The organism is Streptomyces sp. NPDC087270 (assembly GCF_044744625.1).
GTDB lineage: Bacteria > Actinomycetota > Actinomycetes > Streptomycetales > Streptomycetaceae > Actinacidiphila.
Genome location: NZ_JBIUYR010000010.1, coordinates 26,812 through 40,045 on the forward strand (window position 1 = coordinate 26,812; position 13,234 = coordinate 40,045).

Below are 13,234 nucleotides of genomic sequence, written 5' to 3' on the forward strand. Positions count from 1 at the left end.
GGCGTTACGCGTTGGCCGCCGCGACCGAGGCGACCACGTCCTTCGCGGCGCGCTGGGCGTCGCTGTTCACGGTCTTCGCGCTCGGGTTCTTCTTGCCCTCCAGGCCGGCGCCGTCGTACTCCACGATCAGGACGACGTTGCCGGTGCGGACCACCACCGAGTCGTTCTGCGACTTGACCTTCGAGACGATCGTCCAGCCGCTGATCGAGCGGGCCTCGTCGCCGAGCCCGGTCACGCCGGTGGCGGAGGTGCCCGCGGTCTTCTCCACGGCGGAGACCTCGTCGGTGAACCGCTTGTGCGCCTGGAGGTCGGCCGCGCCCAGCTCGGGGGAGGAGTCGTAGCGCTCCAGGGTGACCGAGAGCCAGCGGTACTGGAAGCCGTCCTTGCCGTTGCCGGTCCACGAGCAGCCGCTGCGGGAGTTGCCGGTGTCTGCGGTGTCCGTCGCCGTGCCGCCGCTGTGCTTGGCCTTCGGGACCAGCTTGCTGATCGTGTCCTTGGTGATCGTCTTGCAGGACGACGGCAGCGTCTTGAAGCGCGCGGGCGCGATCGGCGGTGTGGTGGTGGCGCTCGGGGTCGGCGCGGCCGAGCCGTTCTTCCCTCCGGAGCCGGAACTCGCGGTGGAGCCGGAGGCGGAGTGGGACGAGCCGCCGGAGCCCGAGGAGCAGCCGGCCACCAGCAGGGCGGGCACGGTCGCGCAGGCGAGCAGCACGGCCAGGCGGCGCTTGGAGGGGCGTCGACGTCGTTCCATGGTCTCGGGTTCCTTCGGCAGCGGAGGCGGTCGGCCGGTTCGGCCCACCACCCTAAGGGGTCGCGGTGGACCCCTGGCCCGCGCGCCGGTTCAGCCCTCGACCTTGTGCTGGAGGTCGCTCGCCACCTTCTCGGCGCCCTTCTGCAGGTCAGCGCTCTTCGGTGGCTGTGCGTCGGTGGGCGACGACTGCGTGTAGGTGACGGTCGCCAGGACGTTCGCGGTGCGGAAAACCAGCGTCACCGTGCGGCTCGAGCCCTTTCCGGGCTTCTTCGCCACGTCGTTGATGAATGCGGCGTTTCCCACACCGGACAGCAGCCGCGGGGCGAGATCGGGGCTGCCCGTGTTCGCGTCGTTCGCCGCGTTCGACCCGATTGCGTCGTTCGAGGAGCCGGTCGAGGACGGAGTGCCCGAGCCGGACGAGGAGTTGCCGCCCGCGCCGCTGGTCGCGCTGCTGCCGCTGGTGCCCGCGCTCCCGTTCGACCCGCTGTTCGCGGTCCCGGTCGACGACGAGGTGGTCGGGGTCGTCGGGCTCGTGGTCGACGGCGAGCCGCCGGGCGGGGTCGACGGGATCGACGCCGCCTGGGCCCGCTTGTCGAAGTCCGACGACGCCTGCGCCTCATCGCTGACCGACGGGTCGTACGACACCACCCGGACCAGGCTCAGGCTCAGCGAGCGGGAGGTGCCGTCGGCCGCCTTCACCTTCCACGAGCAGCCCACCAGCCGGTCGGTGTCGTACGTCAGGGACTCCGCGCCCGAGTAGTCCTGCAGGCCCGGCACCAGCTTCTTCAGCGAGTCCGTGTCCACGGACGTGCAGGGCTGCGGCAGCGTGCGGTACTTGCCCGGGGGAGCGGACGAGACGCTGCCGCCCGTGACCGGCCCGGTCTTCCCGTCGCCGTCCGCGCCGTCCGACGAGCCGGAGCCGGTGCACGCGCCCAGGGTGGCGACCGCGACCGCGGTCAGCACGGCCCCGGCGGCGAGCGGCAGCCTTCGTGTCGACGGCAACGTGGACCGCACCGGCCGGACCCCTTTCGTCATTCCTCGCGGGTAATTCCTTGGCGCATACGAGCGAGCCTTGGACACAATGTCTATCGCACCCGGGACCGAAACCGCCCGTCGGGGCGGTGCGCCGGACGGCCCGCGCAAGCCCGCCGGTACGACCCGATCGTCACGCCGTACGCGCCCCCACGGGCTGTGCGGAGCGTGTCCTCGCTCCCTTTCTTCGTATTGTCGCTCAATTATCCGTACCGCCATCGGGGGGAATCCATGTCGTACACCGAGCTGCCGGGCGTCCGCGTACCGATCCGGATGTGGGCCGACCCCGCGTCCGTCGAACAGGGCGCCATGCAGCAGCTGCGCAATGTCTCCTCGCTGCCCTGGATCAAGGGCCTCGCGGTCATGCCCGACGTCCACTACGGCAAGGGCGCGACCGTCGGCTCGGTCATCGCGATGCACGGCGCGGTCTGCCCGGCCGCGGTCGGTGTCGACATCGGCTGCGGGATGAGCGCGGTCAGGACCTCGCTGCGGGCGGGCGACCTCCCCGGCGACCTCTCCCGGCTGCGTACCAAGATCGAGCAGGCCATCCCGGTCGGCCGCGGCCTGCACGCCGACCCGGTCGACCCGGGCGCGATCCACGGGTTCCGCACCGCGGGCTGGTCCGACTTCTGGACCCGTTTCGACGGCCTCGCCGACGACGTGAAGTTCCGCGCCGAACGCGCCGCCCAGCAGATGGGCACGCTGGGTGGCGGGAATCACTACATCGAAGTCTCGCTCGATGCCGACGAAGCGCTCTGGCTGACCCTGCATTCCGGTTCCCGGAACATCGGCAAGGAACTCGCCGAGCACCACATCGGGATCGCCCAGGGCCTGTCCCACAACAAGGGCCTGGTCGACCGTGACCTCGCGGTCTTCGTCGCCGACACCCCGCAGATGGCCGCCTACCGCAGCGACCTCTACTGGGCGCAGGAGTACGCGAAGTGGAACCGGGCCGTGATGATGACCCTGCTCCGCGAGGTCGTCCGCAAGGAGTTCAAGAAGGCCAAGCCGGTCTTCGAGCCCGAGATCTCCTGCCACCACAACTACGTCGCCGAGGAGCGCTACGACGGCATGGACCTGCTCGTCACCCGCAAGGGCGCGATCCGCGCGGGCAGCGGCGAGTACGGCATCATCCCCGGCTCCATGGGCACCGCGACGTACATCGTGCGCGGCCTCGGCAACACGGCGGCGTTCAACTCCGCGTCCCACGGCGCAGGCCGCCGGATGAGCCGCGGCGCGGCCAAGAAGCGCTTCACCACCCGCGACCTGGCGGAGCAGACCCGCGGCGTCGAGTGCCGCAAGGACTCCGGCGTCGTGGACGAGATCCCCAGCGCCTACAAGCCGATCGAGCAGGTGATGGACCAGCAGCGCGACCTGGTCGAGGTGGTGGCGAAGCTCAAGCAGGTCGTCTGCGTCAAGGGCTGAGCCGGGCGGGGGCGAGCCGAGGCCCGTGCCCGGCTGGTGCGCCCGGGTGCCGGGCCGGTGCACGCCGGCCCGGGCTGCGGCGAGTTCAGAGGTTTCCTTGAGGTGGGGTGGGGGTGGGGGTGGGTACTGTCCCGGGCACAGGGGCCGGGGTGTGGGGCCCACCGGGGGAAACGCGAGGGGGACGCGGTATGGACGCGATGTTCTATGGGGTGCCCGCGCTGATCGGGCTGGTGGCGCTGGCGGTGGCGATCGGGAGCGTGCGGCGGGCGCTGGAGTTGCGGGCGGCGTGGCGCAGCGGGCTGACCGCCGAGGGGCGGTGCCTGCGGGCGTACACCACGCACAGCGAGGACAGCACCACCCACCACCACGTGTACGCCTTCACCACGAGGGACGGGCGCGAGGTCCGGTTCGAGGAGCGGAACGGGCCGACGACCCGGGTGGCGGGCGACCACGTCACCGTGCACTACACGGCGGCGCGGCCGGAGAAGGCGACGGCGGCCGCGCCGGGGGGCGTGAAGAACGCGGCGGGCGCGGTCGCGGTGGTGGCGTTCTGCGGGGTGATGATCGCGTTCTGCGCGGTGTTCGCGATCACGGTGCCCACGTAGCCGCGGCCGGAGCCGCGCGGCGTGCCGCGCGGCTCACTGCTCCCGGTGGACCTTGGTGTTGCTGGCCTGGGCGCGCGGTCGCAGCACCAGGAGGTCGACGTTGACGTGGGAGGGGCGGGTGACGGCCCAGGCGACGGTGTCCGCGACGTCGTCGGCGGTGAGGGGTTCGGCCACGCCGGCGTAGACGGCCTCGGCGCGGGCGGCGTCGCCGTGGAAGCGGGTGAGCGCGAACTCCTCGGTCCTGACCATGCCGGGGGCGATCTCGATCACCCGCACCGGCTTGCCGTTGAGCTCCAGGCGCAGCGTCTCGGCGATGACGTGGGCACCGTGCTTCGCCGCCACGTAACCGCCGCCGCCTTCGTACGTGCCCAGGCCCGCGGTCGAGGAGAGCACCACGACGGTGCCGTCACCGGAGCCGGTCAGCGCGGGCAGCAGGGCCTGGGTGACGTTGAGCACGCCGAGCACGTTGACCTCGTACATGGTGCGCCACTCGGCGGGGTCGGCGGTGGCGACCGGGTCGGTGCCGAGCGCGCCGCCCGCGTTGTTCACCAGGACGTGCAGCGGGGGCAGGGCGTCCAGGGAGGCGGCGAAGGCGTCGACGGCGGCGCGGTCGGTGACGTCGAGGGCGTGCACGGAGGCGCTGCGGCCTTCGGCGGTCAACTCCTTGGCGAGCGCGTCCAGTCGGTCGGTGCGGCGGGCGGCGAGTGCGACGTGGTAGCCGGCCTCGGCGAGCCTGCGGGCGGTCGCGGCGCCGATGCCGCTGCTCGCACCGGTGACCACTGCGGTACGGGAACTCATGTCGGGCTGCCTTTCGGACGGTCCTGCTGCTGAGGCCGGTTGAGCCGGTTGAGCCGGTCGAACCGGGTCGAGTCGGTCGAACCGGGTCGAGCCGCTTGACGGGCTCCGGACGCGCCGGACGGCTCGGCTCCTACCTGTTCAGCATAGGTGCGGCCGTACCGCCGGCGCTCAGGAGTCCGCGTTCAGCGCCCGCAGCATGATCTTCTGGTCGAAGGCGAGCAGGGCGACCGTCGTCGCGCACATCAGCAGCGCGAAGGCGACGTGCGCGGCCGGCGAGGTCGCCTCGACGCCGACCAGGCCGAGCACGAAGTGGACGCCGACGCGCAGCGCGATCAGGCCGACGGCGAGCTTGCGGGTCTTCCTGCCGCGCAGGATCGCCTTCGCCATCTTCAGCCGGCCGCGCAGCACGGTCCTGGCCAGCACCACGTTCACCGCGACCGCGACCACGATGACGATCCAGCCGTGCGGGTCGCTCTTGACGATGTCGTACGAGGCGCCGATCAGGCCCTCGAAGGCGAAGAACCAGACCGGGACGGGCTGGTAGCCACCGGTGGCGGTGCCGGTCTTGGCGTCGGCACCGCCCTTCGCGCCGGTGCCCGTGCCGATGCCCGTGCCGATGCCGGTGCCGTTGCCAGTGCCGGCGGGGGCGCCGCTCCGCGGGGACGGCCAGGTCGTGGTCTGCGTGACTGCCTCGGTGGTTGCCATGGACTCAGCTTCGCGTCCGCGGGGGTGCCGGCGGCAGAGCCGGACGTCCGGGGTCGGCGATGACATCTGTCATGTCCGGCCCCGCCGTTCGTCACCCCTCGGCCGCCCGGCGGGCGGCGAGCACGGTGTGCCGCAGCAGCAGCGCCGTGGTGATCGGGCCGACCCCGCCGGGCACCGGCGACACCGCGCCCGCCACCGTCGCGGCCGACGCGTCCACGTCGCCGGCCAGCCCGCCCTCCGGCGTCGGGTTGGTGCCGACGTCGACCACGACCGCGCCCTGGCGCAGGTGTTCCGCGGTGATCAGCCCGATCCGGCCGGCCGCCGCGACCACGATGTCCGCCTGCCGGGTGACCGCCGGCAGGTCGGCGGTGCGGGAGTGGGCGACGGTCACCGTGGCGTCCCGGTCCAGCAGCAGGTGCGCCAGCGGCTTGCCGACCACCGTGGAGCGGCCGACGACGGTGACCGTACGACCGGAGAGCGGGACGTCGTGGAAGTCCAGGAGCTGGACGACGGCTTCGGCGGTGGCGGGGGCGAAGGCGGGCAGTCCGGCGGCGAGCCGGCCCAGGCTCAGCGGGTTCGCGCCGTCGACGTCCTTGGCCGGGTCGAGGGCCGCGGCCAGTTCCGCGGCGACCGCGCCCTTGGGCAGCGGGGTCTGGAGGATGACGCCGTGCACGGACCGGTCCGCGCTCAGCCGCTCCAACTCCTCCCGGATGAGCGCGGGTTGGCTGTCGGCGGGCAGCGTCACGAGGTCGCAGGCCAGCCCGGCCTTCTCGGCGGCGCGGGCGATGGAGCGTACGTACCAGGCGGTCGACTCGTCCTCGGTGGCGACCACCACGGCCAGCCGGGGCCGGTTCCCGCCCGCGGCCGACTCGGCGGCGGCAAGGGCGACTTCGGCCCGGATCTCGGCGGCGCGCGGGCGGCCGTCCAGGGCCACCGAAGGCGTGGCGGTCATCGGGCGATCGCCTTGCGTACGGCCTCGGTCACGGCGTGGGCGCGGGCGGCGAGCCGGTCCACGCCCCCGATGGCGATGGTGAGTTCGGCCCGTACCGCCTCGTCCTTGATGCCGCCGAGGTTGATCTCGACGTTCACCCGGGCGGTGGTGGCCGCGGCGCGCGCGGCCTCGGTGGCGGCGGCGATGTCGGTCACGACGTTCGGGTTGCCGAACGGCAGCAGCTCCTCGGCGAGTTCGACCACCCGGGCGGCGACGGCGATCACGTCGGCCGGCGGCCGGGCAGCACCCGCGAGCGCGTCGGCGATGGCCAGCGAGCGGGCCGCCTTCTGCTCGGCCTCGGCCCGCGGCAGCTTGTACGCGTCGGTGACGGCGGTGAAGGCCCGCGCGTCCTCCTGCGCCAACTCCAGCGCCCGCAGCCGCAGTTCATCGGCCGCCGCGGTGATCGCGGCGACCTGCGCGGCATGTGCGGCGTACTTCTCGCCGGTGGTGTAGCGGGCCACCATCGCCAGCAGAGCCGCACCCTGGGCCGCGTGCAGGGCCGCCGCCGCCCCGCCGCCGGGTGCCGGTTCGCGGGCGGCGAGCCGATCCAGATAGCCGCCGATCGTCTGGTCCTGCATACGGGCTCCCACCTCGCGCCTGGCCACTGCCGTCGTCGCCCCGACCCTATCGCCGGAGACCGCAGGAGACCTCCGGGGACCGCCGCGGACGGGCGCGTTCGCGGGTGTGGTCACGGGCGCGTTCGCCGGCGCCTCCACGGCCGTGGTCGACGGCACGCTCAGTGCTGCGAGGAGGCCCGGTAGCCGTCGGCCACCCCGGCGGTGAAGACGATGTCGGAGTCGGTGTGGTCGGTGCGGTAACGCGCTATCTCGCGGTACGCGGGCGAGGCGTACCAGTCCCGCGCCGCCGCCAGGTCGGGGAACTCGATGACGATCAGGTGGCCGGGCCAGGTGCCCTCCACCACGTCCAGCACCGAGTCGTGGACGAGGAAGCGGCCGCCGAAGGGGTCGAGGGTGTCGGAGATCCGGTCGAGGTAGAGGCCGATCTCGGGGTGCGGGGTGACGCTGCGCATGTGGGCGACGGCGTAGGCGGTCATGTGGGGCTCCTCGGGTCGTCCGGTCCTGCCGGGCCGGGGCGGTCGCCCCGGCCGGTGCTCCGGTACGGCAGACGCTACGGAGGGCCGGCGCCGGCGGAATCCGTCACGCTTAGGTAGTCGCGCCCGGTGCGCGGCCCCCGCCGTCCCGCCCCCGCCGCACCCGCACCCGCCGGGCCCGTACGCCACCGCCTCCGCACCCACCGGCCCCGCACCCACCGGCCCCGTACGCCCCGCGCACCGCTCGCGCCTCCCCGCGTCGCCCCGGCGGTCCCATCAGCCCCGCTCGCCCCGCCCGTACGGCCGCAAGTACTCTCGATCGTTCCGCAAGAACCCGACGGACAGGCGTAGTTGTTCGCCAAAGACACGAAATACCTGTGCAGGAATCTTGTGGTGGCGGATCGGGCCGCCCTACTGTCACCTCACCGTTTCGCCCCCTCAAGAGAAACGAGCTAGCGATGTCACGGAGCATCACCGGTGCGGTGGCAAGTGGGCCCGGCAGATCCCGACGAAGAGCGGCGGCCGCCTTCGCCGCGGTGACCGCGGCCGCGGTCGGCCTCGGTGTGCTGGCCGGCGCACCCGCGTACGCGGGCGGCGTCGCCCACGGCGGGGGGCCGGGCGCGGGCCAGGCCGCGGCCGTCACCCGCGCCGCCCTCGACCCCTCGCTCGTCGCGGGCCGGGGCGCCGACCTCGGGTTCGCCGAGCAGGAGGCCGAGGACGCCGCCACCGACGGCACGGTGATCGGCCCGGGCACGGCCGCGTACACCCTGCCCGCCGAGGCGTCCGGCCGCAGTGCGGTGACGCTGAAGCCGGGCCAGTACGTCGAGTTCACGCTGCCGAGCGCGGCCAACGCGATCAGCGTCCGCTACAGCATTCCGGACGCGCCGGCCGGCGGCGGCATCACCTCGCCGCTGGACGTCTCGCTGGCGGCGAAGAGCGGCGGCGGTGTCCAGGGCCGCAAGACGATGACGCTCACCTCGCAGTACGCCTGGCTCTACAACCAGTACCCGTTCTCCAACGACCCCGACGCGGACCTGCTCTACCCCGACCAGTGGATCACCGAGTGCGCGTGCGTGCCGGACCAGACCACGCCGACGCCGACGGTCGCCAAGCCGTTCCGCCCCAACCACTTCTACGACGAGCAGCGGCTGCTGCTCGGCCGCACCTACCAGGCGGGGGAGAAGGTCCGGCTCACGGTGCCGAAGGGCGCCGCGACCACCACGGTCGACCTGATGGACTCGCAGCTGGTGGCCGCGCCGAAGATCGACCTGCCGGCGGCGAACGTGCTGGCCTTCGGCGCCGACCCGACCGGCCGCCGGGACTCCGCGGACGCCATCGACAAGGCGATCGCCTTCGCCAGGCGGGCGCACCTGAAGGTGTACATCCCGCCGGGCACCTTCCAGGTCAACCGGCACATCGTGGTGGACCACGTCACGATCGAGGGCGCCGGCAACTGGTACACGGTCATCAAGGGCCACCAGGTCACGCTGAGCAAGCCCGCTCCTGGGAGCACCTCCCAGCCCGCAGGGCCTGGGGGAGGGTCGCTCCACACCGGCGTCGGCTTCTACGGCAAGGACGCGGCGGACGGCGGCAGCAGCGACGTGCACCTGTCCGGCTTCGCCATCGAGGGCGACGTCCGGGACCGGGTGGACACCGACCAGGTCAACGGGATCGGCGGCGCGCTCAGCGACTCCACCATCTCCGGCCTGTACATCCAGCACACCAAGGCCGGCATGTGGTTCGACGGCCCGATGCACGACCTGACGATCACCGGCAACGAGATCGTGGACCAGACCGCGGACGGCATCAACTTCCACACCGGCGTGACCGATTCGGTGGTGCGGAACAACGTCGTCCGCAACACCGGTGACGACGGGCTGGCGATGTGGTCGGACAAGGTCGAGGACGCGAACGACACCTTCGACCACAACACCGTCCAGACGCCGGTGCTCGCCAACGGCATCGCGATCTACGGCGGCACCGACAACACCGTCTCCGGCAACCTGGTCGCCGACCCGATCCGCGAGGGCAGCGGCATCCAGGTCGGCTCCCGGTTCGGCGCCGAGGCGTTCACCGGCCACCTGTGGATCACCGGCAACACCACGGTGCGGGCAGGCACTTACGACCTGAACTGGAACATCGGGCTCGGCGCGATCTGGTTCTACGCGCTGGAGAAGAACATCAGCGCCGACATCGAGGTGACCGGGGACGACTTCCTCGACAACACCTACAACGCGATCATGCTGGTGAGCGACTTCCCGGTGAAGGACCTCTACTCGATCACCAACGTGCACTTCAAGGACATCAAGGTGGACGGCACCGGCACGTCGGTGCTGAGCGCGCGGGTCGCCGGCGGCGCCACCTTCCAGAACGTGGACGCCCGCAACGTGGGCGCGGTCGGCGTCAACAACTGCGGTTCGTTCAACTTCACGCCCAGCGGCTCGGAGTTCACGCTCACCGACCTCGGCGGCAACGACGGCGGGGGCACCACCGGGGACTGGCTCGCCCCGTGGGAACTGCCCAACACGATCACCTGCGACGACCGTCCCGCGGTGGTGCCGCCGCCGGCCCCCTCGGCATGGTGACGCGCTGAGCGCACGCCTTCGGTGAACCGCGGCCGCCCGGCCCTCCCCCCGGGCGGCCGCGGTCGTGTGGGCCCGGCGGCCGATTGCCGGGGTGCGCCTACGGGTTGCCTACGGGTTGGGGCGGCCGGACCTGGTGTTCACCCAGGCCGGGCCGCCCGCCGCGTGGAAGACGGCCATCGGCAGCGCCCCGAGCGCGGCCGCGACGCAGGCCGCGCCGGGATGGTCGCCGGGGCGGGCCCAGTACAGGCTCAGCCCGGCGACCACGAAGAGCGCCCAGCCCCCGATCGCGTTCGGCACCGGCCCGTTGCCCGTCACGCTCGGGTACGGGCGGCCGGTGATGCCGCTGACGAAGTGCGGCAGCGCGTTCGCGGCCATCAACCCGGCGAACGCGCTGAGCAGGACGGTCTGGGTCATGGCAGTGCTCCTGGAGTCGAGAGCGGGCGGGCCGGTGCGGGTGCGGGTGCCGGTGCGGGTGTCGGTGCCGGACCGCGGCCGGGGTACGGGCCCGGCCGCGGCGCATGGGGGCGCAACACGGTGCAACGCGGCGCAACATGGTACGGAATGGCGTGAAACGGTGTGTCGCGGCACGCCTCGGCCGCACGACGCGGCACGTTTCGTGCAACGCGTGTTGACTCAAACGACGGTAGCGGTCGCCGGCCCTTCGGTCAACGCGTGTAGGCTGAATCTGTGACGCCCCCGGATAAGCCGCCGACCGCCTCCGGCTCGGCCTCCACCTCCCCCTCCGACTCGGCCTCCGTCCCGGCCCGGACGACCACGCGGGCCGAGCGGCGGCGTGCCACCGAGGCCCGTATCCTCGCCGCCGCGCGCCGGCTGTTCGCCGAGGTCGGGTACGAGCGGGCCACCGTACGGGCCATCGCCGCCGCGGCGTACACCGATCCGAGCCTGGTCACGCGCTACTTCGGTTCCAAGGAGGCGCTCTTCCAGCAGGTCGCGCGGATGGCGCCGGACGACGTCTCCGCCGACACGATCGAGGGGATCGCCGAGCAACTGCTGGCCGCGCTCGCCGACAAGCTGTCGGACGAGCCGACCGACGTGATGGCGGTGCTGCGGTCGATGTTCACCCGTCCCGAGGCGGTGGTGGAGGCCCGCGAGGCGATGCTGGAGCAGCAGCGGCGCACCGCCGAGCGGATCGACGGGGAGGCCCCCGACCTGCGGGCGGGGCTGGTCGGCGCGATCACGATCGGCTCGGTCGTCGGGCGGCACCTGCTTGGGCTCGACGGGTTGCGGGACGCCTCGCCGGAGCAGGTCGTCGCGATGCTGCGGCCGGCCTTCCACGAACTGCTCGGCGTCCCGAACCCCCCGAGCGCCCCGAACCCCCCGAGCCCTCCGGCCGCCCCGAACTCCCCGGCCGCCCCGCCCGGTTAGCCGAAGGACCCTCGCCCGGTTCCGGGGCGCGGCTCACTCCGGGGCGCGCTCCGCGCCGGCCTTCAGGGAGGCGGCCTCGGTGTCGACCATGCGGCGGATCGTGGCGGCGCCGAGGCGGCCGAGGAGGGCGCCGGCCGGGCCTTCCATGGCGAAGGTGAGGACGACCTCGCAGCGGTCCGCGCCGTCGGGGCGGACGACGTGGTCGGCCCACTGCCGGACGCCGCCGGCGCTGCGGCTCCAGCGGAAGCGGCGGCCGGGCTCGACGGTGTCGACGGTGTACGTGGTGGGGCGGCGGCCCGGTTGGGTGAGGGTGACCGGCGTGCCGACGGCGAGTTCGGCCGCGCCGTGGACCTCGGCCGCGGTGACCGTGGGGGTCCACCGCGGCCAGCCGCCGAGGTCGGCCAGCAGCGCCCACACCGTCCGCGCCGACGCGTCCACCCGTATCTGCGTCTCGTACCGCATGCCCGCCTCCCGGGGTCCGGCTGCCTTGACCATCTGGTCAAGTCGCTCGCCCCCACCCTAGCCCTTGCGGTCACGTAGGGTGAGGGATGTGAGCGCGAAGGACGAGTTGACCGGCGCCGTGCTCGATCACCTGCTGAGCGACGCCGGCCGGGAGGGGTTCGACGGGAGCCTGCGCTCGCTCGCCGGGGCGATCGGGGTCGGCCACTCGCTGCTGCTGTACCACTTCGGTTCGCGCGAGGGCCTGCTGGTCGCGGTGCACGAGGCGTGCGAGCGGCGCGAGCGGGCGCACCTCGCGGCCTTCGGCGCCGAGGACGCCGATCCGGCTACGACGATGCGCCGGATGTGGCGGCACCTCGCCGAGCCCCGGATGTGGCCGCTGTACCGCGTCGGGTTCGCGCTGCGGGCCCGCCGGCCCGGCGTGGACGAGACCCGCGAGCCGTGGATCGACGAACTGCTGCCGCTGGTAAGGGCGGTGGGCGTCCCCGCCGGCCGGGCCCGGGCCGAGGCGCTGCTGTGGCTGGCCACCAGCCGCGGCCTGCTGTCGGAACTCACCACGGGCGCCGACCCGTTGGCGGTCGACGCCGCGGCCGAGGCGTTCTTCGCGCACTACGCGACGGCGGCGCGCGAGCGCTGATCCGGGGCCTGCGCCCGCCGACTGCGCCGCCGACTCGCCTGCCCCGGAAGGGTGTTGTGCGTGTCCAGGACGTTGCGGTGATCCGCCAGCGGCAAACCGGGCGAAGGGGGCGAAGCGCGCCGCCGGACGAAGGGGCCGGGACGGGCCCCAGGGGGAGGTGCTACGGCCAGACCAGGCAGTAGAGCTGGTGGCCGGACTCCTCGCAGCGGCGGGCGAAATCCTGCCATTCGTGCAGCATCTGGTAGATCACGAACGCGTCGCGCGGGCCGCGCCGGTCGGGCACCGTGGACCAGATGAAGGCGGCGGCGCCCAACGACTCCTCGTTGGCGGTGCGCAGCGGGTCGACCACGGACGCCGGCAGCCGGACCACGGCGTAATCCGGGTGCAGGACGACGAGTTCGAGCGGCGGGACCTTCGACGGAGGTATGCCCTCGATGCCGGTGAGCACCATCGCGGCCATCGTCTCCGGCTTGACCTTGGTGTACATGCCCTGGCCGAGTTCGTCCCCCCCGAGTTCCTCCGGGCGCATGGAGATCGGGACGCGGGCCGCCGTGGCCCCGTCGGGCGCGCCGAAGTACTTGTAGGTCACCCCCACTCGGCCACCCCTGCTCCTGCCCTCTGCGGTCGGTCGCTGTTCCGGGCGGTCGGCCCCGGAGTCGTTGTTCTCCTGCGGTACGCGATCGGCGGGCCGGCGTCGCCGGCCGGTGGGACGGGGGTTTTCGGGCTCGCGATCGCCCGGCACGTCGCCCGGTTCACCACCGCGCTGCTGCATTCCACTACCCGACCATCCGTCGACCCAACCATGCAACCCG

At 73.1% G+C, this 13,234-nt stretch carries 15 protein-coding genes; 5 read left to right on the forward strand and 10 right to left on the reverse strand.

The genetic code is table 11. The features are described from left to right. Positions 1 to 4: 4 nt before the first annotated feature. Positions 5 to 748, reverse strand: coding sequence for a DUF3558 domain-containing protein (locus ACIPAE_RS20590; protein ID WP_366410096.1), 744 nt, complete (start codon positions 746 to 748; stop codon positions 5 to 7). Between the two features lie 90 nt (positions 749 to 838). Then, on the reverse strand, positions 839 to 1,783 hold the full coding sequence (locus tag ACIPAE_RS20595; protein ID WP_402446977.1) for a hypothetical protein: 945 nt from the start codon (positions 1,781 to 1,783) through the stop codon (positions 839 to 841). A gap of 228 nt (positions 1,784 to 2,011) precedes the next feature. Between ACIPAE_RS20595 and ACIPAE_RS20600 the strand changes: the two genes are divergently transcribed. Both ACIPAE_RS20600 and ACIPAE_RS20605 read left to right on the forward strand, forming a co-directional pair. Next, complete coding sequence (locus ACIPAE_RS20600) at positions 2,012 to 3,205, forward strand: RtcB family protein (protein WP_366410098.1); 1,194 nt, start codon at positions 2,012 to 2,014, stop codon at positions 3,203 to 3,205. 188 nt (positions 3,206 to 3,393) lie between these two features. Next, positions 3,394 to 3,810: a DUF3592 domain-containing protein gene (locus ACIPAE_RS20605; protein WP_329366026.1), complete on the forward strand. Its 417-nt coding sequence runs from the start codon at positions 3,394 to 3,396 to the stop codon at positions 3,808 to 3,810. A 33-nt stretch (positions 3,811 to 3,843) separates the two neighbouring features. On the opposite strand, the gene ACIPAE_RS20610 is transcribed toward ACIPAE_RS20605, so the two are convergent. The 5 genes from ACIPAE_RS20610 to ACIPAE_RS20630 form a co-directional block, all read right to left on the reverse strand. Further along, on the reverse strand, positions 3,844 to 4,608 hold the full coding sequence (locus ACIPAE_RS20610; RefSeq protein ID WP_329366024.1) for an SDR family oxidoreductase: 765 nt from the start codon (positions 4,606 to 4,608) through the stop codon (positions 3,844 to 3,846). A 168-nt stretch (positions 4,609 to 4,776) separates the two neighbouring features. Next, complete coding sequence (locus ACIPAE_RS20615) at positions 4,777 to 5,313, reverse strand: hypothetical protein (RefSeq protein WP_402446982.1); 537 nt, start codon at positions 5,311 to 5,313, stop codon at positions 4,777 to 4,779. Between the two features lie 91 nt (positions 5,314 to 5,404). Beyond that, positions 5,405 to 6,265: a bifunctional 5,10-methylenetetrahydrofolate dehydrogenase/5,10-methenyltetrahydrofolate cyclohydrolase gene (locus ACIPAE_RS20620; protein ID WP_402446985.1), complete on the reverse strand. Its 861-nt coding sequence runs from the start codon at positions 6,263 to 6,265 to the stop codon at positions 5,405 to 5,407. After that, on the reverse strand, positions 6,262 to 6,882 hold the full coding sequence (locus ACIPAE_RS20625) for a cyclodeaminase/cyclohydrolase family protein (RefSeq protein WP_402446988.1): 621 nt from the start codon (positions 6,880 to 6,882) through the stop codon (positions 6,262 to 6,264). Before ACIPAE_RS20625 ends, ACIPAE_RS20620 begins: the two co-directional genes overlap by 4 nt. A 158-nt stretch (positions 6,883 to 7,040) precedes the next feature. Then, entirely contained in the window at positions 7,041 to 7,358 is a 318-nt protein-coding gene (locus ACIPAE_RS20630) for a DUF1330 domain-containing protein (protein ID WP_328467754.1), read from the reverse strand. A gap of 455 nt (positions 7,359 to 7,813) precedes the next feature. On the opposite strand from ACIPAE_RS20630, the gene ACIPAE_RS20635 reads away from it, so the two are divergent. Beyond that, the gene (locus tag ACIPAE_RS20635; protein WP_402446991.1) at positions 7,814 to 9,940 is read left to right on the forward strand and encodes a glycosyl hydrolase family 28-related protein; all 2,127 of its coding nucleotides are present in this window, start codon (positions 7,814 to 7,816) and stop codon (positions 9,938 to 9,940) included. A 108-nt stretch (positions 9,941 to 10,048) separates the two neighbouring features. Here ACIPAE_RS20635 and ACIPAE_RS20640 read toward each other — a convergent pair whose 3' ends face one another. Further along, positions 10,049 to 10,354 (reverse strand): hypothetical protein, encoded by a 306-nt coding sequence (locus ACIPAE_RS20640; RefSeq protein WP_329366013.1) that lies wholly within the window; start codon positions 10,352 to 10,354, stop codon positions 10,049 to 10,051. Between the two features lie 273 nt (positions 10,355 to 10,627). On the opposite strand from ACIPAE_RS20640, the gene ACIPAE_RS20645 reads away from it, so the two are divergent. Then, the gene (locus ACIPAE_RS20645; RefSeq protein WP_402446994.1) at positions 10,628 to 11,326 is read left to right on the forward strand and encodes a TetR family transcriptional regulator; all 699 of its coding nucleotides are present in this window, start codon (positions 10,628 to 10,630) and stop codon (positions 11,324 to 11,326) included. A 33-nt stretch (positions 11,327 to 11,359) separates the two neighbouring features. Here ACIPAE_RS20645 and ACIPAE_RS20650 read toward each other — a convergent pair whose 3' ends face one another. Continuing rightward, entirely contained in the window at positions 11,360 to 11,788 is a 429-nt protein-coding gene (locus tag ACIPAE_RS20650) for an SRPBCC family protein (protein WP_402446997.1), read from the reverse strand. Between the two features lie 88 nt (positions 11,789 to 11,876). Between ACIPAE_RS20650 and ACIPAE_RS20655 the strand changes: the two genes are divergently transcribed. Continuing rightward, positions 11,877 to 12,422: a TetR/AcrR family transcriptional regulator gene (locus tag ACIPAE_RS20655; protein ID WP_402447000.1), complete on the forward strand. Its 546-nt coding sequence runs from the start codon at positions 11,877 to 11,879 to the stop codon at positions 12,420 to 12,422. 160 nt (positions 12,423 to 12,582) lie between these two features. Here the strand turns inward: ACIPAE_RS20655 and ACIPAE_RS20660 are convergent, their stop codons facing one another. After that, positions 12,583 to 13,194, reverse strand: coding sequence for a hypothetical protein (locus ACIPAE_RS20660; RefSeq protein ID WP_329366007.1), 612 nt, complete (start codon positions 13,192 to 13,194; stop codon positions 12,583 to 12,585). Positions 13,195 to 13,234 lie beyond the last annotated feature (40 nt).

Bases quoted from the DNA above. Each gene is read 5' to 3' on its own strand.
- ACIPAE_RS20630 (WP_328467754.1), bottom strand. From the start codon at position 7,358: ATGACCGCCTACGCCGTCGCCCACATGCGCAGCGTCACCCCGCACCCC.
- ACIPAE_RS20625 (WP_402446988.1), bottom strand. From the start codon at position 6,882: ATGCAGGACCAGACGATCGGCGGCTATCTGGATCGGCTCGCCGCCCGC.
- ACIPAE_RS20615 (WP_402446982.1), bottom strand. From the start codon at position 5,313: ATGGCAACCACCGAGGCAGTCACGCAGACCACGACCTGGCCGTCCCCG.
- ACIPAE_RS20635 (WP_402446991.1), top strand. From the start codon at position 7,814: ATGTCACGGAGCATCACCGGTGCGGTGGCAAGTGGGCCCGGCAGATCC.
- ACIPAE_RS20600 (WP_366410098.1), top strand. From the start codon at position 2,012: ATGTCGTACACCGAGCTGCCGGGCGTCCGCGTACCGATCCGGATGTGG.
- ACIPAE_RS20620 (WP_402446985.1), bottom strand. From the start codon at position 6,265: ATGACCGCCACGCCTTCGGTGGCCCTGGACGGCCGCCCGCGCGCCGCC.
- ACIPAE_RS20610 (WP_329366024.1), bottom strand. From the start codon at position 4,608: ATGAGTTCCCGTACCGCAGTGGTCACCGGTGCGAGCAGCGGCATCGGC.
- ACIPAE_RS20590 (WP_366410096.1), bottom strand. From the start codon at position 748: ATGGAACGACGTCGACGCCCCTCCAAGCGCCGCCTGGCCGTGCTGCTC.
- ACIPAE_RS20595 (WP_402446977.1), bottom strand. From the start codon at position 1,783: ATGACGAAAGGGGTCCGGCCGGTGCGGTCCACGTTGCCGTCGACACGA.
- ACIPAE_RS20605 (WP_329366026.1), top strand. From the start codon at position 3,394: ATGGACGCGATGTTCTATGGGGTGCCCGCGCTGATCGGGCTGGTGGCG.
- ACIPAE_RS20640 (WP_329366013.1), bottom strand. From the start codon at position 10,354: ATGACCCAGACCGTCCTGCTCAGCGCGTTCGCCGGGTTGATGGCCGCG.
- ACIPAE_RS20660 (WP_329366007.1), bottom strand. From the start codon at position 13,194: ATGCAGCAGCGCGGTGGTGAACCGGGCGACGTGCCGGGCGATCGCGAG.
- ACIPAE_RS20650 (WP_402446997.1), bottom strand. From the start codon at position 11,788: ATGCGGTACGAGACGCAGATACGGGTGGACGCGTCGGCGCGGACGGTG.